Here is a 20,251-nt window from a genome sequence, read left to right as displayed (position 1 = left end):
TAGCGTGTCTTAGTGCAACCAGAACCAGGCTGCAGCAAATCCCAGCCAGCTCAGCACCAGCAATATCCAGGGCAGGGGATGCTGATGGCTTACTTCAACCAGCTCCAGCTGATCGTCTTGTTCTTCGGTTTGGGGCGCGCCCTGTGGCTGCCTGGCTTTGGCCTGCAATTTTTTCTGGCGGCTCGCTTCACGGGCCCGCGCCTTCATCTGCTTCTTGTACTCGTCGATGCCTTTCTGGATCCCTTGCGCGATAAGCTGGGTCTGTTCCTTGGTCTGCCCCGGCTTCTGGTTGGCACGGGCAATTTTCATCGCCTCCTGCTGGGTCTCGGGGGAAATCTTGTCGTACTTGGCCATCAAATCATCTCCTCGGGCATGGCTGGCTGGGGAGTATGCCATAAAGGCGCGTCGGGTGGCGCCTCCTTGGTGCGGGAGAGGGACAAGTGAGTGACCACTCAACAAAAAATCTGATAAATCAGCAGGAAGCCGGATGTTGGGCCGAAGATCACAATTAGCAGAATTTGTGAGTCATCGATGAAAAACGGTCATCTGTTGTTTGTTATATTGGCGCCCGACCCGCTGGACAGGGTTGATAAATAACAAAACAATCAAGGTGATATGGAAATGAATAATAACTTTATCAAAGGCGGCGTGGCACTGGCCGTGCTTGCTGCACTGACTGGCTGTAATACCTCGACCAATGACACCGTTGCACCCTGCACCGAAAATGTCTGCAAACTGACCATCCTGCACACCAACGATACCCACGGCCGTTTCTGGCACAACGCCGAAAATGAGTATGGTATGGCTGCCCAGAAGACTCTGGTCGAGCAGCTGCGTGCCGATGCCAAGGCTGCTGGCAGTGACGTGCTGGTTCTTTCCGGTGGTGATGTGAATACCGGCGTGCCGGAGTCCGATCTGCAGGATGCCGAGCCTGACTTCATGGCGATGAACAACATTCGCTACGATGCCATGGCGGTGGGCAACCATGAATTCGACAACCCCCTCAGCGTGCTGGAGAAGCAGCGCAAGTGGGCCCAGTTCCCCATGCTCTCGGCCAACATCTATGACAAGGCGAGCGGCAAACACTACTTTGACCCCTACAAGGTGTTCAAGCTTGAGAGCGGTCTCAAGGTTGCCGTACTGGGCCTGACCACCGAGGATACTGCCCAGCTGGTTGACCCCAACAACGTGCAGACCCTGGAGTTCCGCGATCCGACCAGCGAGGCGGCCAAACTGGGCCAGCAGATCCGCAGCAACAAGGAGGCCAATCTGGTCTTCGCCATCACTCACATGGGCCATTACGAGAATGGTCAGCACGGCAGCAATGCGCCGGGCGATGTAGAGATGGCTCGTGCACTGCCGGCAGGGACTCTGGATGCCATCATTGGTGGCCACTCCCAGAATCCGGTCTGTATGGAACCGGGTACCACCAACAAGTACGCCAATTTCAAGCCGGGTGATAACTGCCAGCCGGATCAGCAAAATGGCACCTGGATCATGCAGGCCCACGAGTGGGGCAAGTATGTGGGCCGTGCCCAGTTTGAGTACCAGAATGGCAAATTGACCCTGACCAGCTATGACCTGATCCCGGTCAACCTGATCAAGCGCAACGCCAAGGGCGAAGCGATCGATGCCAACGGCGCCGTAACCAAGGACCCGGCCAAGATGCAGTTCGTACAGGATGAGATCACCAAGGATCCCGAGCTGTATAACACCCTGCTGGGTTACCAGGAGAAAGGTCAGCAAGAGCTGAATGTCGTCATTGGCTCGGCAGATGGCTTGCTGGTTGGTGATCGCAACTCGGTTCGCAACAAGCAGACCAACCTGGGTCGCCTCATCACCACGGCGACCAGCAGCAAGCTGGGTGTCGACTTTGGTATCGTCAACTCTGGCGGCGTCCGTGACAGCATCCCGGCCGGTGATATCACCTACCGCAGCGTGCTGCTGGTGCACCCGTTTGGCAACACGGTCAACAAGGCTGTCATGAAGGGAAGCGATCTGGCGACCTATCTGGGCCAGGTAGCAAGCAAGACCCGCAATACCGGTGGTTATGCCCAGTTTGGCGGTATCAACATGGCGGTGGATTGTCAGGCCAAGAGCGTCAATATCACCAGTATCGGTGGCAAGGCGTTTGATCCGGCAGCAACTTACAGCTTCGCGATCCCGAGCTTCAGCGCCTCCGGTGGTGATGGCTATCCGAAGATCGATACCATCAACGCCGGTTTGGTGGATGCTGCCGTGCTGAAGGAGTATATCGAGATCAAGAAGACCATCAACGTGGCCGATTATCAGCCAGGTAATGAGGTGAGCTATCTAAACTCAACGTCTACCGAAGGGTGTAACTGATTCGTCAGCGGTGCGTTTAGCTCCAGATGTGATCCCCAAGGGCAGCCAGTGGCTGCCCTTTGTCGTTGGTTGGGTAGCGGTTACAACTCTTCAATCATCAATGACGATAGCCATCGCCTGTATGAGGTCAGGTGAGGGGATGAAATGAAAAGAGGCGGCCCGTGGGCCGCCTCTTGCGTAGTGATAATCTGAACCTTACAGCTGCTCGATACCGACGATATGCCAGGGGGCATTGTTCTTGGCCAGATCGCGCTCGAGGTGCCACACCTCTTTGATGTCTTCTTCGACCTGCTCCTGACGGTCCATGTAGCGGCCGCTGAAGCGCACGCTCACCTGAGCCCAGTCACTGCCGTAGTCGGCGCGTACCAGCTGGGTATCGACGTACATCACTTCGGTATGCTGGTCGCCAGTCAGTTCGGCGCGCTCGGCTTTGAGCTGTTCAAACAGCTCGGGGCTGACGTATTCGCGCACTTTTTCCAGATCGTTCTTGTTCCACGCCTCTTGCAGGGTGCGATAGTGATCGCGGGCACCGGCCAGGAAGCTGTTCATGTCAAAGCCTGGCGGCAGGCGGAACGGCACGTCGCTGTCGGCAAAGCCAGTGGCTTGCGGGGCGCTGTTGCTCTGCTCAAACTGCTGCGGGGCAGCAGATTGCGGCGGCTGATAGCCCGCATAGGCCGCCTGTTGTGGCTGTGGCGTCGCGACCTTGCCCTTGCGCAGGGTACGGATCAGGAAGACTGCCCCCAGCGCCAGCAGGGCGATCAGCAGGAAGTCCATTCCTTGCAGACCTTCAAAGGCACCGCTGCCCAGCAGGTAGGCAAACAGGCCGCCAGCCAGCAGGCCGCCCAGCAGGCCACCCATCATGCCGCTCTTTTTCGGCGGAGTCTGGGCATTCAGTGTCGGATTCTTGTTGTCGACCGGTTTGGCCGCAGGCTGGGCCGGCGCAGTTTTGTAACTTTTACCAAAGGATTTGCCGCCGCCAAACTTCTTGGCTTCGGCGTGAGGTGCCCCCAGGCCAATGGCCAGGATCACGGCAAACAGGGTCAGCATCTTTTTCATTTTGACTCTTTTCACTCTCGTCTGTGGGTGGGGCATGCTCCGCTTTGGCAAGCTCAGCAAGGCGCATGGCAGGCTGCCTGTCCCTAATTGTGTCGCAGCTTGTATTCATCAATATCACCTCTGGCATGAATTATTCATGAACGAGGTTGCCGCGATGCGGCGTCAAACAAGAGGAGTAAACCGGATGAAAAGCAGAAGATTGAGTCGCAAGGAGCGCAAAATGCGAAGCAAAATCAAAATGGTCAAGGTAGAGCAGACTCTGGTTTGGCCCTTTATGATGGTATGAGCCGCCAGATAGGGCTCGCCGTAGTTGGCTTTCTTTTGTAAAATTCCCGTCCCCTTCCCGCTGCGGTTTTTATGTGTATGGCAGAGCAAGTGACGGCGAAAAAAGACGCCAAGACACAACAGCTGAAAGTTCCTCCCCACTCTTTTGAGGCCGAACAGTCCGTACTGGGCGGCCTGATGCTGGATAACGATGCCTGGGATCGGGTTGCCGAACGGGTGATCGATCAGGATTTCTACAGCCGTCCGCACCGGTTGATCTTCCAGGCCATGACCCGTCTCTCCAACGCGGGCAACCCCATTGACCTCATCACCCTGCAGGAGGAGCTGGAACGCTCCGAACAGCTGGAAGAGGCGGGCGGCTTCGCCTATCTGGTGGAGATCGCCAAGAACACCCCGAGTGCCGCCAACATCAACGCCTACGCCGAAATCGTGCGCGAGCGGGCGGTGGTACGGGAGATGATCTCGGTCGCCAACGAGATAGTCGAAGCGGGCTACGAGCCGCAAGGCCGTACCTCCGGCGATCTGCTGGATCTTGCCGAGAGCAAGGTATTCAAGATTGCCGAGCAGCGCACCAGCGCCAACGAGGGGCCCCAGCCCCTGAAGCTCATCCTCGAGCAGACCGTCGACAAGATTGAAGAGCTGTTCAAGACCCCGCACAACGGGGTGACCGGGGTATCGAGCGGTTACAACGATCTCGACAAGATGACCGCCGGTTTGCAGCGTTCGGACTTGATCATCGTGGCGGCCCGTCCCTCAATGGGCAAGACCACCTTTGCCATGAACCTCTGCGAGCATGCGGCCCTCACTGCCGACAAGCCGGTGCTTATCTTCTCGCTGGAGATGCCCTCCGAGCAGATCATCATGCGTATGCTCGCCTCGGTCGGTCGCATCGATCAGACCAAGGTGCGTACCGGTCAGCTCGACGACGAGGATTGGGCGCGCCTCTCCTCCACCATGGGATTGCTGCTGGAGAAGGGCAAGATGTATATCGATGACGCCTCCGGCCTCACCCCGACCGATGTGCGCTCCCGTGCCCGTCGGGTGGCGCGCGAGCACGGCGGCCTCTCGATGATCATGGTGGACTACCTACAGCTGATGCGGGTCCCGGCGCTCTCTGACAACCGTACCCTGGAGATCGGCGAGATCTCCCGCTCCCTCAAGGCCTTGGCGAAAGAGCTGCAGTGCCCGGTGGTGGCGCTCTCCCAGCTGAACCGAAGTCTGGAACAGCGGGCCGACAAGCGCCCGGTCAACTCGGATCTTCGTGAATCGGGCTCCATCGAGCAGGATGCGGATTTGATCATGTTTATCTATCGTGATGAGGTTTATCACGATGACAGCCCGGACAAGGGGATTGCCGAGATCATTATCGGCAAGCAGCGTAACGGCCCTATCGGAAGAGTGCGCCTCACCTTCCAGGGTCAGTTCTCCCGGTTCGACAACTACGCTGGTCCGGCGTTTGACGACGATTATTGATAAGTAACAATCATGGCAATCCTGTGGTCAGGATTGCCACCACCGCTCTGACCCGCTTGCCATTCACTGCAAGGCAGCCCGTCAGAGCCTGTTTTCCCGGTTCGACAATTATGCCGGTCCGGCCTTCGACGACGATAAGTGAGTGGCGGTCTTCGGCCCGATGAGGGGGAGACCATTTGTGCCCTCGTAAGGGAAAACCATGAAAGCGGCTACTGCCCAAATCAACACTGCGGCCTTGCGCCACAACCTCGCTGTGGTCAAGCGCCACGCTCCCGCTTGCAAGATCATCGCTGTGGTCAAGGCCAACGCCTATGGCCACGGACTGCTGCCGGTCGCCCGCACCCTGGTGGATGCGGATGCCTACGCGGTGGCCCGCATCGAAGAGGCGCTGATGCTGCGCTCCTGCGCCGTGGTCAAACCCATCGTGCTGCTGGAGGGCTTCTTCTCCGCCGACGACCTGCCGGTGCTGGCGGCCAACAATCTGCAGACGGCGGTTCACACCTGGGAGCAGCTCGAAGCGCTGGAGCAGGTCGAGCTGCCAGCCCCCGTGGTGGCCTGGCTCAAGCTCGACACTGGCATGCACCGCCTCGGGGTGCGTGCCGACGAGATGCCCGCTTTTATCGAACGACTCGGCAAGTGCAAGAACGTGGTGCAGCCGTTCAACATCATGACCCACTTCAGCCGTTCCGATGAGCTGGAGCAGCCCACTACCCGCGAGCAGATCGACTTGTTCAGCAAGTTGACCGCACCGTTGGCGGGCGAGCGGGCCATGGCCAACTCGGCGGGCATTCTTGCCTGGCCGGACTCCCACTGCGACTGGGTTCGCCCCGGCGTCATCCTCTATGGCGTGTCGCCCTTCCCCAACACGGTGGCGGCTGATTACGACCTGCAGCCGGTGATGACCTTGAAGACCCAGCTGATTGCAGTGCGGGATCACAAGGCGGGCGAGCCGGTGGGCTATGGCGCCAACTGGGTGTCAGAGCGCGATACTCGGCTCGGGGTGATCGCCATCGGCTACGGTGACGGTTATCCGCGCATGGCGCCCAACGGCACATCCGTGCTGATCAACGGCCGCATCGTGCCGCTGGTGGGGCGTGTCTCCATGGATATGAGCACGGTGGATCTTGGGCCCGGCGCCACCGACAAGGCCGGTGACGAGGCAGTGCTATGGGGCGAGGGGCTGCCGGTGGAGCGGGTGGCCGACGAGATTGGCACCATCCCCTACGAGCTCATCACCAAGCTCACCTCCCGCGTCTTTATGGAGTACGTCTGATGTGGCAGCAGTGCCTGCTGACGTTGAAGCCCCGTTCGCGGGGCTTTCATCTGGTGACGGACGAGCTGGTGGCCAAGCTGCCAATGCTGGCGGATTACCGGATTGGCATGGCGCACCTGCTGCTGCAACACACCTCCGCCTCGCTCACCCTCAACGAGAATTGCGACCCCAGTGTGCGCAGCGATATGGAGGCCCATCTGCACCGGCTGGCGCCGGAAGATGCCCCCTACTATCGCCACACCTATGAGGGGGCGGATGACATGCCCGCCCATATTAAATCCTCCCTGCTCGGGGTGAGCCTGCTGCTGCCAGTTCGCAACGGTCAGCTGGCGCTCGGCACCTGGCAGGGGATCTGGCTTGGCGAACATCGCATTGATGGTGGCGCCCGCAAGGTGCTGGTAACCCTGCAGGGTGAGTAATCAGACTGCAACCAGCTGAAATAAAAGGATAAAAAAGAGGGATGGCGCTTAGCCATCCCTCTTTTTTTTCTACGTTGCTGTGAGCCATCTGCCTGCCAGTGGTTCGGCGCTCTTCGTGGCTTAGCCGACCTTGAAGGGGGTCAGCTCGGCCAGCGGGGCGGCGTCCATAAAGGCTTGCAGCTCCTGGCCGTGTTTGAAGATCTTGAAGTCCTGATCGCGGGCGCTCCAGTACTCCAGACGCTCGCTGCCGTTTTCTCCGGTGATTTGCAGCAGGCTCGCTTCGCGCAGAGCCACCACATATTCGCTCGGGTTGATGGCGCAGAACTCGGCCAGACGCTCGTCGCGAGTTTCGCCCATGTGGCCGCTGATGCTGGCATCCAGATAGTGCGGGTTGATCTGCAGCGGGAACAGGCCCAGCGCGGGCAGCACGGCGGCGTTGCAGACCGGCATGTCGTTGGTGGTGCGAATGCTCGGGGTCGCCACGTTGCAACCGGCGCTCCAGCCTACATAGGGGACGCCCCGCTCGCGCACGGCACGCTGGATCGGCACGATCAGGCCATTTTCATGCAGCAGCTGATTCAGGCGCCAGGTGTTGCCGCCGCTGATAAAGATGGCGTCGGCCTGATTGACGGCATCGACCGGATCATCGAAGTGATGAATGCTGATGGTCTCGATCCCGAGGCTCTCGGTAAGTTCGTTGGCGCGGGCATCCCAGTCGCTGCGGATCACCGCGTAGGGGATGAGCAGGATGCGCTTGACCTGTTTGCGAGCCAGCAGACTTTGAACCCGGTCGCGGGCCCAGCCGAGCAGACCCGGAAATTCGTTGGCTTTACCGTTGCTAAGCAGAAGCAGTTCCATCAAATCGTTCCTCAAAAAGTGAAAGCGGAGGAGGGAGGGCCACCGGATCCGCCGCGCGGCCGGATGGCAAGAGGAGGCATGCTACCACCATTGGCGAGGTGGTTCTGTGATCGCGAGGCCCATTCAACGGCTATGGATGAGTTATGAATTGATAACCCAATACCAAGTGGTGGATTAACGAGCAGTGGTCAGCTCGCCGCCCATCGCCAATAAAAGACCCCGCCGCAGCGGGGTCATGGCAGAGTTAGTCGAGTTTGAGATCGACCCACACCATGCGGTGATCCGAGCTGACTCCCTTGGCGATGCCGAGTTTCGCATCATAGACCAGGTGATAACCGGCCTCGAAGCTGGCAGGCCAGAAGACGCCGCTCTTGACCGCGTTGAGGTTGGCGGAGGGGATGACGTGATCCAGCTGCAGCACGCTGGAGTTGGTGATGCGTTCCGGGTTGGGGCGAGTGAGGTTGCGTTTGCAGTCGGCCCCCTTGCTGACACACTCCGGGCCCCCTTCGCTGACCGGGATCAGGGTGCCATTGGTGATGGCCTGATTCATCAGCGGGTTGTTTAGCAGATCCTGAATGGCGGTCAGGTCACCGTCACCGGTGAGCGGATCGGCGTTGAGATCACCCGCGATAACGAACTTGGCGTTTTTGGCCAGCCCACCCTTGGTGCCCTTGTCATCGGTCATGTAGTTGAGACCCTTGACGTAATCATTCCAGAAGGCGATCTCGGCGCGGTTGTGCTTGACGGTGTGACGCGCCGCGTTGGCAAAGATCGGCGGGGTCGGGTGGGAGATCAGGAAGTGGATCACCTCTTCCCCTTTCTCGGTCTTGATCCGTACCGGCACATCGGCGTGGTTCTTGGAGGAGAGCGGGTACTGCTGCCAGGCCGCGTCTTCATACCAGGCATCGCCACACTGGCGGCTGGCCGGGATCTTGACCTTGGGATTGTTGCAGTCATCGATGATGGGATTCTGCTCGCCCGGCATATCCTTCCACTTGAAGTGCTGGAAGGTGCGGATCTGCTTGGTGTCGATGGGGTATTTGGACATCACCGCAAAGGCGTACTGGCCGTGGTAGTTGCCAAAGCCCCAGGCATCGTCGGGGCCGCTGTTGACCTTGCCATCCAGATTGAGGTCATAACCGCTCATCAGGCCGGTGTTGGTGGCGAAGTTCTGCATCACCGGATAGCTGATAGCCGTAACTTCGGCGTGCTGGGCGTGGGCCAGATAGTTGTCGTTGAAGGCTTTCAGATCGGCGGTGCTCTCGCCTTTGCCGTCGTTGTCGAACTCGTTGAGCAGGAACACATCCGGGCGGGTGCGCTGGATGATCTCCGCCACGTTGCGGATCTGCTGCACGTTCTTGGCTTTGGTTTCCGTGGCACCGCTCAGGCTCCCTTCGGCGAGGCGGGCCAGCAGGGCATCCTGCTCGTTGCGGGTCAGCGCCAGCTCACCGGTCAGCATACCGGCGGCCGTGCGGTCAAAAGAGAGGTTGAAGGTGGCAAAACGAACCATGGGATCAGCTGCCTTTGAGTCGTTGTCACTGTTGCAGCCAGCCAGCATCCCGAGGGAGATGGCGGCAGCCAGTAGGGTCTTGTTGATATTCTTCATTTTAATTATTCCGTAGCATCAATGAGTTATGCCTTCTGTGAGGCGGCGCCATTATAAGGAGACGGTGATGCTGCGGGGATTTTGCCTGAGCAAAGTGTGAGGATATTCACACCACATATCTGGCGATGATGAATGTTAGCAGGGCGATATGGGGTGTGAAAAACCGGTTTATAAGCTGCAGTTTCCGGGATGAATGGCGCGCTTCCAGCCGTTACCGCACTCTGAATTTGTCACACCACCATCGGCAGGCCGCTTTCGGGGTGGTGGATCACCTGTGCTGGATAGTCATAGAGACGGGCAATCAGCTCGGGGGTCAGCACCTCGGCAGGTGTGCCATCGGCCATCAGCTTGCCCCGCTCCAGCATCACCAGCCGATCGGCATAGCGTGCCGCCAGATTGAGGTCGTGCAGCACCACCAGTACCGCAGTATTGCGGCTGGCCAGGGCGCGCGCCATGGTGAGCAGCTGATGCTGGTATTTCAGGTCCAGCGCCGAGGTGGGTTCGTCGAGCAGCAGCAGGCGGGGTTGCTCGGCTTGCTCGGTCGGGGAGGGGGCCTGCCAGATCTGCGCCAGCACCCGGGCAAACTGCACCCGCTGTCGCTCGCCGCCGGAGAGCCCGGGATAGAGCCGCTTGGCCAGATGCTCGACCCCGGCATGGGTCATGGCCGCTGCCACAATCTCGTCACGCCGTGCCGCCGGTTCACTGTGGGGCAAGCGCCCCATGGCGACCACTTCCTCGCAGAGAAAGGGGAAGTTGAGGGAGGAGCTTTGCGGCAATACCCCGAGCCGGTGGGCCAGCTGGCTGCTGTCCCACTGCCGGCGATCTGCGCCAAACAGGGTGATGGAACCCTCATATTCCAGCTCGCCGGTCAGACACTTGAGCAACGAGCTTTTGCCCGCCCCGTTGGGGCCGAGCAGCGCGGTGAGGGTGCCGCTCTCGAGGTCGAGATTGAGCCCATCCAGGATCTGGCGCTGGCCACGGCGCAGGCTGAGTCGGGTGCAGCTCAACAGGGGGGCGGAGAGTGAGGATGAGAGTGGTTGCATAACAGTCCGTATCACAGGGCGCGGCGGCCTTTTACCAGCAGCCAGATGAAGAAGGGGGCGCCGAGCAGGGCGGTGATGATGCCCACCGGCAGCTCGGCCGGGGCCAGCAGGGTGCGTGCCAGCATATCGGCAGCCAGCAGCAGGGCGGCGCCAAGCAGGGCCGAGAGCGGCAGCAACCTGACGTGGTTGGGGCCTGCCAGCAGGCGCACCAGATGGGGCACTACCAGCCCGACGAAGCCGATCATCCCCGATACCGCTACCGCCACCCCGACGCCTGCGGCGGTGAGCAGAATCAGGCGGCGCTTGAGGGATTGCACATTGACTCCCAGATGACGAGCCTCTCCTTCACCCAGCAGCAGGGCGTTGAGGGGATTGGCATCGCGCATAAAGAGCCACAGCAGGGCCGCCAGGGTGAGCAGGGCCAGCGCCACATCGGCCGGTTTGCCTGCCGCCAGCGTGCCCATCTGCCACAGGCTCAGATTGCGGAGCATCTGATCGTCCGCCAGATAGGTGAGCAGGCCGATCACTGCACCGGAGAGCGCCGTGATGGCGACCCCGGCCAGTAGCATGACGGTGACCGAGGTGCCCCCCTCACGGGTGCCGAGCAGATAGACCAGAGTGGTGGTGAGCGCGCCGCCGAGAAAGGCGAGCAGCGGCAGCAGACCAACCCCTATGGTGGCTTGCAGCTGCTGGCCGAGGGGGGCCAGCAGCACGATGGCGAGCGCCGCGCCGAGCGCCGCACCGCCGGAGACACCTATGATGCCGGGGTCAGCCAGGGGGTTGCGAAACAGCCCCTGCATCACGGCGCCACAGAGCCCGAGGATCCCCCCCACGGCGATGCAGAGCAGGGTTCTCGGCAGGCGAATTTCCTGCACGATCAGCAGCTTGTGTGACTCTATCCCGCTCTCCTGCCCGGCAAACAGCGCCCGCAGACTCTCGCCCAGGGTGAGGGTCATGGGGCCGGTTGCCAGCGAACCGAGCAGCAACAGCGCCAGTGCGGCCGTGGTAAAGGCCAGCAGCCAGGAGAGGGGTAACCGCATCATGACCCCTGCTTGATCCACTGGGCGATCTGGTTCGCCTGTTGCAGGGAGTTGAGGCTCAGGCCCCCTTGCAGGGCGTGGCCGTCGATGGCGTGAATGGCGTTACGCTTGCCAGCCGGGGTGGCGGCCAGGGCGGGCACTTCCGCCAGCACCTTGGCCGGATCGGCATATTGCTGCCAGTCACGACCGCTGACCAGCACCAGATCGGGCTGCATCTCGATGAGGGCTTCGGCGGATACCGGCTTGTAGTTGCGCAACTCGGCGACCGGATTGATGCCGCCTGCCAGCGAAATCAGCGCGCTGGCGGTGGTGTCCCCCCCGGCGATGCTGGTGGGTTGCCCCTTGTGCAGCAGCAGGAAGGCGACCTTGAGCGGTTTGTTCTGTTTGGCTTGCGCCGCCAGCTGATCGGTCTGAGCCTGGATCTCTGCCTTCAGGCGATCGCCAGCTGCTTTATCGCCCAGCAGGCTGGAGAGGGTGTCGATGCGCTGGTTGAGGTTGGCGAGAGTCGGCGCGGTATCCAGCACCTCCACCTTGACCCCGGCACGACGCAGCTGATCCAGGGTCGGGGCCGGGCCCATCTCGTCGCTGCCCACCAGTCGGGTGGGGGAGAGGCTCAGGATCCCTTCGGCGGCCAGCGCCCGGTGATAACCCACCTTGGGCAGCCCTTTTGGCAAGGGACTGCTGACATCGGTGGCGATCAGGCTCGATTCACCGCCAAGGGCCAGAATGAGTTCTGTGGTGGCGGGGCCGATACTGACGATACGCTCTTTCTGTCCGTCGGCGGCAACGGCAGAGAAGGGAGAGAGTGAACTGCAGAGCAGGGTGATGGCGAGGGCAAGACGACGGCCCATGCTAACCTCCGAAGGGGTGAATGAAACGGGTGTGCCGCCGAGAATATCAAGGCTTTGGAAAAAATGCACTGATAATGATAGCAATTATCAATTGCATTGGTTTCGGTGCTTTATTAGAGTAGCCGCCATGATAAACAGCGGGACGATCTGGTCCCGCAGAGGGAGAAAACATGAGCATTGCACAACGCATTCACGCGCTGCTGGAGCAGGATCCCGGCGCTCATCCGTCCACCCTGGCGGCCCAGCTTGCTATCAGTGAATGGGAGGTGGTTCGCCATCTGCCCGCCGAGCTGGTGACCCTGCTACCCGCCGATCGCGCACAAGGTCTGCTGGAAGATCTGGCCGACTGGGGCCCGGTGACCACCATCGTCGAATCTGAAGGCTCCATCTTCGAGGTAAAAGCCCCCTTCCCGAAAGGCAAGGACGCACGCGGTTACTACAACCTGATGGGCCGCGACGGTGAGCTGCATGGTCACCTCAAGCTCGACAACGTGGCGGGGATTGCGCTGGTCAGCAAGCTGTTCATGGGCAAGGAGGGGCACTCCTTCCAGTTCTTCGGTCACTCCGGCCGCTGCATTTTCAAGGTCTATCTGGGTCGCGACGAGAAACGCCAGTTGCTGGCCGATCAGGTCACCCGTTTTATGGCGCTGCGCCACAACTCTCAAGAGGAAGTCAAAGCATGAGTGAACGTCAGGAGCGTCTGCAGAACCGCCTGCAACCGGAGATCCGCGAGTTTCGTGACAGCTGCCGTACCCTGCAGCTCGCCACCGTCGATGGTGAAGGCAATCCCAACGCCAGCTATGCCCCGTTCGTGCTACAGGAAGATGGCTACTATGTGCTGATCTCCGAGATCGCCCGCCACGCCCGCAACCTGCAACAGGTGCCGCGGGTATCCCTGATGCTGATCGAGGATGAGAGCGGTGCCCGCGAGCTGTTTGCCCGCAAGCGTTTGACCTTCGATGCGGTGGCTGAAGTGGTGGCCCGTGACGACGCTCGCTGGAGCAAGGCGGTGGCGGCGCTGGAGGGGCGTTTTGGCGAGATCATCAAGGGTCTCTCCAACCTCAAGGATTTCAAACTGTTCCGCCTCAAGCCGGAGCAGGGGCTGTTCGTCAAGGGCTTCGGCCAGGCGTTCGCGGTATCCGGTGACGAGCTGGTGGATTTCGTCCATCTGGTGGAAGGGCACAAGCGCATCGACAACGGTGCCGAGCTCACCAGCCCGGCCGATGCGCCGGTCTGACGATCCCTGCCAACTACGACAGCCGTCATAACAAAACGGGCAGCCAATTGGCTGCCCGTTTTTATTGCGTTATCTCATCCGCCAGTTCAATCCTGCCAGCTGGCCTTGTTGGGAAAAGCGCGACGATCGGCATCGGTGGCCGTTTCGTTGCACTCCCCCCGCACCTTCCAGGAGGTCTGGCTCAGCACGATGTAGCCCTGGCGGCAATACTGCTTGGTCGCCAGGGTCTCGGTCAGCAGGTTCTCCTGCAACGCCTCCCGCTGCTCCAGCAGGCGCTGGCTCTGGGCCGCCGAGAGGCCGCGCGGCAAGGTGTCGTTGGGCGCGGCTTCAAAGGTGAAGCGCTTGCTCCCCTCCTCGTTGATGTGGGTCAGAAACAGAGGTTCCGGCCCGTCATACTTCTGTCCGGGCAAGCTGGAGCAGGCCGACAGCAGGGGAACAATCAACAACAGGGTGGCAGACAACAGGCGCACGACAGACTCCAGTGAGAAACGAAGCGAGGCTCGCAGATTAGCACGGCTGCAGGGCGGGTGTTACTGCCAGCAGTTCGTCGGTGGTGAGCAGGGTGACACTGCGCCCCTCCGGCAGGCTAAGGTGGCGCCACATCCAGTGATGGTGCTCGGTGATCTGGGCCGCGCTCAGATGGGGGCGATCGGCGGTGGTGTGACCATCGCTCAACACCAGCACCTCGTACCCATGGGAGGCGGCACTGCGCACCGTGGTATCGACGCAAAAATCGGTGGCGCAGCCACAGAGAATGAGTCGATCGACCGGCTGCTCGGCCAGCAGGAAGGCAAGTTCGGTATCGAGAAAGCTGTCACATGCTGTCTTGCGTACCCGGCTATCTCCTTTGGCCGGTTGCAGCGCACTGTGCAACTGCCAACCCGGGGTGCCCGGTTCCAGTTCGGTACCGGGGGGCGAGTCATGCTGGATATAGATGACCCGTCCCTGTTGCTGTCTGACATGGGCCGCAGCCCGATTGATATTGGCCAGCACCTGCTCCTGGCGGTAACGGGGCTCGTTGAACAAGCCTTGCTGCACATCGATGATCAGTAACACATCCATATTTTACCCGCCGTTTCCTGGAAGATTAGGGTTGCAGCCACTGGCTGCAGTCACGACTGCGGGATTGATGCAGCGCGCCCATATCTTGCTTCATCTCGTCACTGTTTTGCCAGCGCTTAGGCAGCGGCATGATGGTTACCTGCACATCGGCTGCGGGATCTGCAACAGAGGTCTCATCTGTACGGGGGACTACCAGCGTTACCTTGAGGGCCGGATTGCGGCTGGCGATGCGACTGGCGAGCCCAAGCCCCCCCTCGACGTGGAAATTGCCGGCGATATGCATGATCTGCTGGCCCGGGTGCTTGGCGAGATAATCCACCATGCTCTCGGCCATGGTGTCATCCCAACTGGTCTGGGCGGCGAAGCGGCGGGCGTTGCTGTCGGCATCGCCGTGGTGCATGGAGGCCATAAATTTCTGGCGATAGGGATCATCCCCCAGCGTCAGTTGGCGGGCCAGCTGGCTGCGACGTGTGGCTGGCAGTTTGTCGAGCCACTCAGCCCCCTCCTGACCGACACAGCTCACCAGGGGCTTGGGGGCGTTGGCGGCGATCACCGGCATCTGGTGCGCTTTGGCAAACTCCACCAGCGGGCGATAGTCGCTCGGGTAGTTGGGCCAGGCGTTGCCTTCGCGGATCAAGGCCGCTTCACCAATCTGGTTCGCCAGATAGGCATCCAGCGTCTTCTGATCGGCGCGGCTGAACTGCTCCATGGAGAGGGCCAATGGCCGCCCGTGCTGCTGGCCAGCGGTGTAGAGCCCGCTCAGCAGGCTCGATTGCAACAGATGCACGGCGGGATGGCTGTGCAGCTCACCCACCAGAATGATGTCGGCGTCGGCAATGCGCGCGATTGCTTGCTCCAGCGTCAGGTCTGCGTCTCCCTCGCTGCTTAGCCGGTAGTCATAGAGCGTCTGCAACTGTGATGACAGGGTCGGTTGGGTGGGGGTGGCACAGGCTGCTAGCAGCAGCGGCAGGGCGAGCAGGGGAAGTCGTCTAATCATGGGATCTCACGGCTGATATGCCCGGATGCCGGTGCATCTCGGGGGGCTAATAGAGAATAAGGGCAACACAGGGCGACAGTGTAAAACCAATTTGGTTCAAAACAAATGAGAATGATTTCGTTTCTTGTTGATCTTTGTCGAGAGCCGGGTAATATGCGGCCTGTTTGATAACAGTTCTCAATAAGGATTCGCTGTGACCCATCATAACGCACTCTCTCTGGTTGCCCTCGCCGTGGCGGCCGGTCTCTCCTCCCAGGTCTTTGCTGCCACCCAGAAGGCGGATGAAGTCGTGGTCGTCAGCGGCTCACGGATGGAGCAAAAACTGGAAGATGTCTCCGGCCCCATCTCGGTGATCACCGCCAAGCAGATTGAAGAGCAGGTCGTCACCAACGTCGCCGACCTGTTCCGCTACGAACCCGGTGTGACCGTTCTGGGCGGTCAGGGGGATGCGCAGACCTTTATCATCCGCGGCATGGGGGAAAACCGAGTCAAGGTGGTGCGCGACGGTGTGCGCCAGAACGATGCCTACAGCAAGGGCGGTGTTGGCCAGAGCTACTTTGATACCGACATGATCAAGCAGGTAGAAGTGGCAAAGGGGCCGGCGTCTGCCGCCTACGGCTCCGATGCGCTGGGTGGCGTGATTGCCATCACCACCAAGGATGCCAGCGATTTCCTCAAGGGCAAGGATAGTTATCTGGACGTGACCAGCGGTTACGCCTCCAGCAGCCACCAGAAGATGGCGGGCTTTACCGGCGCCCTGCGCACTGGTGAAGTGGAGAACCTGCTGCGCTACACCTGGCGCGATGGCGGTGTGACCCAGAATTTCGACTCCACCAAGAACGACTTCGATATCGGTACCCACGCCTTGCTGCTCAAGAGCAAGTGGAACCTCTCCGATGAGCAGTTCCTCAAGCTGACCGTCGACTACCTGACCGATGGCGAGGAGCCGGATGCGGTCAAGCTCAACAAGGTCGGTACCGGCACTGCCCGTGTCTTTGATCAGCCCATCACCGACAAGCAGACCGACAACCTCTCTGTGGTGCTGGATCACGGCATCGCGCTGAACCAAGGCTGGGCCGATCGGATGGATAGCAAGGTCTACTTCGCTCGCACCAAGCAGACACTGGATCAGTACGCCTCATCCAAGTATCCGGTCAGCCCCGGCAACCCCTATGTGACCAAAAACTCGCTGGATCACAACGTGTTCGATCAGAAGAACATCGGCGCCCAGCTGCAGTTCCACAAGGCGGTCGCCAACCACCGTCTGGCCTGGGGGGCTGAATACGAGCACACCGACAACGAACGTACCCGTTACAAGGGGCCGACGACCCCCGGTGATTTTGTCGGCTACAACGAGCTGAGTTTCCCGGCTACCACCAGTGAGCGCAGCGCCCTGTGGGCCTTTGACGAGATCAAGTTTGGCGAGCGCTGGGTGCTGACCCCAGGGGCCCGTTATGACTACTACCGGATGACCCCGGACAACGATCCGGCCTACACAGGCGACAAGCTGCACAAGTTCTCGGAAGGGGAGTTGTCACCCAAGCTGGGTCTGGTGTTCAAGGCCCACGAGGCGGCTAACCTGTTCGCCCAGTACAGCCACGGTTTCAAGGCCCCCATGTATGACAGCGCCTTCTCCACCCTGAACCATCAGGCGTACGGCTATCGCATCGAGCCCAACCCGAACCTCAATCCGGAGAGCAGCGACGGCATCGATCTTGGCGTACGTGGCAGCAGCAACGGCTTCAGCTATGAAGTAGCCAGCTTCTACAACAAGTTCGAAGACTTCATCGAGATGGTGGAAGTGGGCAAAGAGGGGCGCACCGCCGTCTACCAGTACCAGAACCTGAGCAAGGCGACCACCAAAGGGGTCGAAGCCAAGGCGGATTACTGGCTCAACGATATCGTTAATGTCTGGGGCAACCTCGCCTACATCGAAGGCAAGGATGGGGATGGCAACTACATCAACAGCCTGAGCCCGCTGAACGGCTCCGTCGGTGTGCGTCTGGAACAGTCCCAGTGGAACTTCAACACCGCGCTGCGCTTTGCTGACAACATGGACAAAGTCCGTAAAGACAGCAAAGGCAACGATTACGTGAAGAGCGCCGGTTGGGGTGTGGTGGATATGTACGCCCAGTTCAACCCGATGACCGACCTGCAGCTCAACGTCGGGGTCTTCAACCTGTTTGACAAGGAGTACACCAGCTACGAGCGCATCGCCGGTCGTGCCGAGGGCTCCGATAACAGCATGATGACCGAACCTGGCCGCAACCTGAGTGCACGGGTCAAATACGTATTCTAAAAAGACAACACACGCAGCCGGGCTGGAAGCATCTCGGCCTACCCAAGGCCCGCACCATATGGTGCGGGCTTTTTGTCATGTGATATCTGGAAAAGTGCCGGGTATTGTTGGAGTCGATTTTTTTAATGTCTCTCTAGTTTTCATACTGGCCAATAACTCTTGCTGTATTAAGCACTTAACGCCGAGTTTTTTTGATAAATAGTCCGCAATATGGGCCCAGGAAAACAAAACCCCCGGTGCCGTGCACTGGGGGGTGAGTCGTTCAAATTAGTTGAAAAGATCTGAACCTGTCGTGGGCTCAGATTTTTCTGTTCAACCTTCTTACATTGTGATTTTCAGTTATCCGCTACAGCACGCAGACCGGGCAGAAGGCGTAGGTGCCTTGCGGATCGTTGAAGCGGGTGAGCGGGTCGAGACTGCGGTTCACTTCCACCAGAGCCTTGCCAAAGCCGGCTGGCAGCCAGCTTTGCAACTGAGGGGCCAGCACTTGGGCACTGCTGTCAAACAGCTGGCGCAGGAACTTGTCCTTGGTGGACTCCTCCTGCTCGATGGGGGTCACCTGCCACTCCTTGAGGTTGGCCAGTTCGGCGGCGGCCTTGATGGCGTCATCCAGATTGCCGAACTCGTCCACCAGCCCCAGGGCCTTGGCATCTTCGCCGGTCCAGACCCGACCTTCGGCCGCTTTCTCGGCCTCTTCCGGGCTCAGACCACGGCCCTTGCTGACCAGACCGATGAAGCGCTGGTAGGTATCTTCCACGCTCAGCTGGATGGCCTGACCGACGTGATCCGGCAGGGCGCGGGTCGGGCCGACGCCAACGTAATCTGTGGTGCCGACCCCGTCGGTATGCACACCGAACTGAGCCAACGCCTTGTCGATGGTGGCGAACATGCCGAATACCCCGATGGAGCCGGTGAGGGTGGTGGGGGAGGCGAAGATCTTGTCCGCATCGGCGGAGATCCAGTAGCCACCGGAGGCGGCATAGCTGCCCATGGAGACCACTACCGGCTTGCCAGCCTGTTTCAGGGCCAGCAGCTCGGCGCGGATCTGCTCGGCGGCGAAGGCGCTGCCGCCCGGGCTGTCGACCCGCAGGACCACGGCTTTGACCTTGTCATCGCGGCGGGCATCGGCCAGCAGGTCGGAGAGGCTATCACCGCCGATGGTGCCGGCAGGCTGCACGCCATCCATGATGGCGCCGCTGGCGACCACCAGACCCACCTCATCCTTGCCGCTCTGGGGATATTGTTCCGGAATGGCAGCCAGATACTCTTTCAGGCCGACCCCTTTCCAGCCGTGATCGTCCGCTTCACCCACCTCTTTAATGACCGCCTGGGTCATCTCGTCACGGGTGGCCAGCTGATCCACCAGCCCGTTGTCGAGGGCGTAGTTGGCGGCATTGCCACCGGCCTTGCGCAACAGCTCGAGGAAGCGATCCTTGCCCGGCGCGACCGCATCGGGTTCGATCTCCCGTTGCTCGGCTACGTCAGCCACATAGGATTGCCACAGCTGATCCAGCCAGCGCTGGTTCGCCTCCTTGCTCTCGGGGGACATCTCGTCGCGGGTATAGGGTTCGACGAAGGATTTGTAGGTGCCGACCTTGAACACGTGCGGGGTGATGTTGAGCTTCTCCAACGCCGACTTGAAGTAGGTCTGGTAGACCCCAAGCCCCTCGATCACCACGGCGCCACTCTGGTTGAGCAGCACGTGATCGGCGTGGGCCGCCAGCAGGTACTGGCCTTGAGTGTAGAAGTCGGCCATGGCGATCACCGGTTTGCCGCTCTCCCGGAAGGAGTCGATGGCGCTCGCCACCTCCTGCAGTTTGGTGAAGTTGGCACCCTGCAGCCCTTGCGGCTTGATCACCAGCGCCTTGATGCGCTCGTCATCCTTGGCACTCTTGATGGCCCACAGCAGGTCGGAGAGAACGATCTCGCTCGGCTGCTCGTCGCTGCTGTCCATCTGGCGCAGCAGTTGTACGGTGGGATCTGTCTGGGAACGTTGCTCCACCAGCACGCCCTTGAGATTGAGGGTCAGCGCCCCTTCGATGGGCGCCTTGGGAGCCTCTTTCTGGCTGACGCTGAAGACGATGACCAGCACTACGATGAGAAACAGCAGATTGACCAGCATCAGCCGGGTGAAATTGAGCAGGCGCCACAGGCTGCGGAACAACCAACCCAGACCTTTGAAAATAGACATAGTCGCGTTATCGCCCTGTTAATGGGTAGAGAAGAGCCATTATTAACCAGTTGCGGGCGAAATTGCCATTTCCGACTGGCGGATCCCGCCTATCTTCGTTCAGGGCACGGCTGTTCGCTGAAAAATTGTCCAAACATTTGTTTGAAAAAGAATTTTCGATTCTTTACTCTAGCCTCAGTTTGATAACAAAAAATTAACTGGAGGCATCGTGAGCC

The 20,251-nt window shown here is 60.1% G+C and carries 18 protein-coding genes; 7 read left to right on the top strand and 11 right to left on the bottom strand.

The window, feature by feature from the left end:
* Positions 1–9: 9 nt before the first annotated feature.
* Entirely contained in the window at positions 10–354 is a 345-nt protein-coding gene (locus ACB042_RS09000; RefSeq protein WP_005349520.1) for a DUF2956 domain-containing protein, read from the bottom strand.
* 267 nt (positions 355–621) lie between these two features.
* Between ACB042_RS09000 and ushA the strand changes: the two genes are divergently transcribed.
* The gene (ushA, locus tag ACB042_RS08995) at positions 622–2,346 is read left to right on the top strand and encodes a bifunctional UDP-sugar hydrolase/5'-nucleotidase UshA (RefSeq protein ID WP_236341001.1); all 1,725 of its coding nucleotides are present in this window, start codon (positions 622–624) and stop codon (positions 2,344–2,346) included.
* A gap of 195 nt (positions 2,347–2,541) precedes the next feature.
* Here ushA and ACB042_RS08990 read toward each other — a convergent pair whose 3' ends face one another.
* Entirely contained in the window at positions 2,542–3,402 is an 861-nt protein-coding gene (locus tag ACB042_RS08990; protein WP_005335275.1) for a Tim44 domain-containing protein, read from the bottom strand.
* 363 nt (positions 3,403–3,765) lie between these two features.
* Between ACB042_RS08990 and dnaB the strand changes: the two genes are divergently transcribed.
* The 3 genes from dnaB (at position 3,766) to ACB042_RS08975 (ending at position 6,852) form a co-directional block, all read left to right on the top strand.
* A complete protein-coding gene (gene dnaB, locus ACB042_RS08985; protein ID WP_026035132.1) occupies positions 3,766–5,160 on the top strand; it encodes a replicative DNA helicase in 1,395 nt (464 codons plus the stop codon).
* A gap of 199 nt (positions 5,161–5,359) precedes the next feature.
* Positions 5,360–6,433: an alanine racemase gene (gene alr, locus ACB042_RS08980; protein ID WP_033114623.1), complete on the top strand. Its 1,074-nt coding sequence runs from the start codon at positions 5,360–5,362 to the stop codon at positions 6,431–6,433.
* The gene (locus tag ACB042_RS08975; RefSeq protein WP_371178259.1) at positions 6,433–6,852 is read left to right on the top strand and encodes a secondary thiamine-phosphate synthase enzyme YjbQ; all 420 of its coding nucleotides are present in this window, start codon (positions 6,433–6,435) and stop codon (positions 6,850–6,852) included. Before alr ends, ACB042_RS08975 begins: the two co-directional genes overlap by 1 nt.
* A 120-nt stretch (positions 6,853–6,972) precedes the next feature.
* Here the strand turns inward: ACB042_RS08975 and pepE are convergent, their stop codons facing one another.
* The 5 genes from pepE to ACB042_RS08950 form a co-directional block, all read right to left on the bottom strand.
* On the bottom strand, positions 6,973–7,710 hold the full coding sequence (gene pepE, locus ACB042_RS08970) for a dipeptidase PepE (RefSeq protein ID WP_371178258.1): 738 nt from the start codon (positions 7,708–7,710) through the stop codon (positions 6,973–6,975).
* Positions 7,711–7,954: 244 nt separating this feature from the next.
* Positions 7,955–9,316, bottom strand: coding sequence for an endonuclease/exonuclease/phosphatase family protein (locus tag ACB042_RS08965; RefSeq protein ID WP_160881131.1), 1,362 nt, complete (start codon positions 9,314–9,316; stop codon positions 7,955–7,957).
* Positions 9,317–9,546: 230 nt separating this feature from the next.
* The gene (locus ACB042_RS08960; protein WP_160881130.1) at positions 9,547–10,359 is read right to left on the bottom strand and encodes a heme ABC transporter ATP-binding protein; all 813 of its coding nucleotides are present in this window, start codon (positions 10,357–10,359) and stop codon (positions 9,547–9,549) included.
* Between the two features lie 11 nt (positions 10,360–10,370).
* Positions 10,371–11,402: an iron ABC transporter permease gene (locus ACB042_RS08955; protein WP_005335261.1), complete on the bottom strand. Its 1,032-nt coding sequence runs from the start codon at positions 11,400–11,402 to the stop codon at positions 10,371–10,373.
* On the bottom strand, positions 11,399–12,250 hold the full coding sequence (locus tag ACB042_RS08950; protein WP_058058227.1) for a hemin ABC transporter substrate-binding protein: 852 nt from the start codon (positions 12,248–12,250) through the stop codon (positions 11,399–11,401). The genes ACB042_RS08955 and ACB042_RS08950 overlap by 4 nt, the downstream gene beginning before the upstream one ends.
* A 170-nt stretch (positions 12,251–12,420) precedes the next feature.
* Between ACB042_RS08950 and hutX the strand changes: the two genes are divergently transcribed.
* Both hutX and hutZ read left to right on the top strand, forming a co-directional pair.
* A complete protein-coding gene (hutX, locus tag ACB042_RS08945; RefSeq protein ID WP_005362516.1) occupies positions 12,421–12,933 on the top strand; it encodes a heme utilization cystosolic carrier protein HutX in 513 nt (170 codons plus the stop codon).
* The gene (gene hutZ / locus ACB042_RS08940) at positions 12,930–13,487 is read left to right on the top strand and encodes a heme utilization protein HutZ (protein WP_005335257.1); all 558 of its coding nucleotides are present in this window, start codon (positions 12,930–12,932) and stop codon (positions 13,485–13,487) included. Before hutX ends, hutZ begins: the two co-directional genes overlap by 4 nt.
* Before the next feature lie 86 nt (positions 13,488–13,573).
* On the opposite strand, the gene ACB042_RS08935 is transcribed toward hutZ, so the two are convergent.
* The 3 genes from ACB042_RS08935 to ACB042_RS08925 are packed head-to-tail and all read right to left on the bottom strand — an operon-like array spanning position 13,574 to position 15,546.
* Positions 13,574–13,957, bottom strand: a complete 384-nt coding sequence (locus ACB042_RS08935) for a hypothetical protein (RefSeq protein WP_005335256.1) — start codon at positions 13,955–13,957, stop codon at positions 13,574–13,576.
* A 37-nt stretch (positions 13,958–13,994) separates the two neighbouring features.
* Positions 13,995–14,549, bottom strand: a complete 555-nt coding sequence (locus ACB042_RS08930; protein ID WP_005335255.1) for a cysteine hydrolase family protein — start codon at positions 14,547–14,549, stop codon at positions 13,995–13,997.
* Between the two features lie 25 nt (positions 14,550–14,574).
* Positions 14,575–15,546, bottom strand: a complete 972-nt coding sequence (locus ACB042_RS08925) for a ChaN family lipoprotein (protein WP_371178257.1) — start codon at positions 15,544–15,546, stop codon at positions 14,575–14,577.
* Between the two features lie 193 nt (positions 15,547–15,739).
* On the opposite strand from ACB042_RS08925, the gene ACB042_RS08920 reads away from it, so the two are divergent.
* Positions 15,740–17,845 carry a TonB-dependent hemoglobin/transferrin/lactoferrin family receptor gene (locus ACB042_RS08920; RefSeq protein ID WP_064340770.1) on the top strand — a complete coding sequence of 702 codons (2,106 nt, stop codon included), beginning with the start codon at positions 15,740–15,742 and terminating at the stop codon, positions 17,843–17,845.
* 346 nt (positions 17,846–18,191) lie between these two features.
* Here the strand turns inward: ACB042_RS08920 and sppA are convergent, their stop codons facing one another.
* Entirely contained in the window at positions 18,192–20,036 is a 1,845-nt protein-coding gene (sppA, locus tag ACB042_RS08915) for a signal peptide peptidase SppA (RefSeq protein ID WP_371178256.1), read from the bottom strand.
* Positions 20,037–20,251 lie beyond the last annotated feature (215 nt).

Source organism: Aeromonas sp. S13(2024) (genome assembly GCF_041402405.1).
Taxonomy (GTDB): domain Bacteria; phylum Pseudomonadota; class Gammaproteobacteria; order Enterobacterales; family Aeromonadaceae; genus Aeromonas; species Aeromonas veronii.
This window is presented reverse-complemented; position numbering and strand designations above follow the sequence as displayed.

Coding starts and splice junctions, on each gene's coding strand:
- ACB042_RS08990 (WP_005335275.1), bottom strand. CDS start 3,402: ATGAAAAAGATGCTGACCCTGTTTGCCGTGATCCTGGCCATTGGCCTG.
- hutZ (WP_005335257.1), top strand. CDS start 12,930: ATGAGTGAACGTCAGGAGCGTCTGCAGAACCGCCTGCAACCGGAGATC.
- ACB042_RS08955 (WP_005335261.1), bottom strand. CDS start 11,402: ATGATGCGGTTACCCCTCTCCTGGCTGCTGGCCTTTACCACGGCCGCA.
- hutX (WP_005362516.1), top strand. CDS start 12,421: ATGAGCATTGCACAACGCATTCACGCGCTGCTGGAGCAGGATCCCGGC.
- ACB042_RS08925 (WP_371178257.1), bottom strand. CDS start 15,546: ATGATTAGACGACTTCCCCTGCTCGCCCTGCCGCTGCTGCTAGCAGCC.
- ACB042_RS08960 (WP_160881130.1), bottom strand. CDS start 10,359: ATGCAACCACTCTCATCCTCACTCTCCGCCCCCCTGTTGAGCTGCACC.
- dnaB (WP_026035132.1), top strand. CDS start 3,766: ATGGCAGAGCAAGTGACGGCGAAAAAAGACGCCAAGACACAACAGCTG.
- ACB042_RS08930 (WP_005335255.1), bottom strand. CDS start 14,549: ATGGATGTGTTACTGATCATCGATGTGCAGCAAGGCTTGTTCAACGAG.
- ushA (WP_236341001.1), top strand. CDS start 622: ATGAATAATAACTTTATCAAAGGCGGCGTGGCACTGGCCGTGCTTGCT.
- ACB042_RS09000 (WP_005349520.1), bottom strand. CDS start 354: ATGGCCAAGTACGACAAGATTTCCCCCGAGACCCAGCAGGAGGCGATG.
- ACB042_RS08975 (WP_371178259.1), top strand. CDS start 6,433: ATGTGGCAGCAGTGCCTGCTGACGTTGAAGCCCCGTTCGCGGGGCTTT.
- sppA (WP_371178256.1), bottom strand. CDS start 20,036: ATGTCTATTTTCAAAGGTCTGGGTTGGTTGTTCCGCAGCCTGTGGCGC.
- pepE (WP_371178258.1), bottom strand. CDS start 7,710: ATGGAACTGCTTCTGCTTAGCAACGGTAAAGCCAACGAATTTCCGGGT.
- ACB042_RS08950 (WP_058058227.1), bottom strand. CDS start 12,250: ATGGGCCGTCGTCTTGCCCTCGCCATCACCCTGCTCTGCAGTTCACTC.
- alr (WP_033114623.1), top strand. CDS start 5,360: ATGAAAGCGGCTACTGCCCAAATCAACACTGCGGCCTTGCGCCACAAC.
- ACB042_RS08965 (WP_160881131.1), bottom strand. CDS start 9,316: ATGAAGAATATCAACAAGACCCTACTGGCTGCCGCCATCTCCCTCGGG.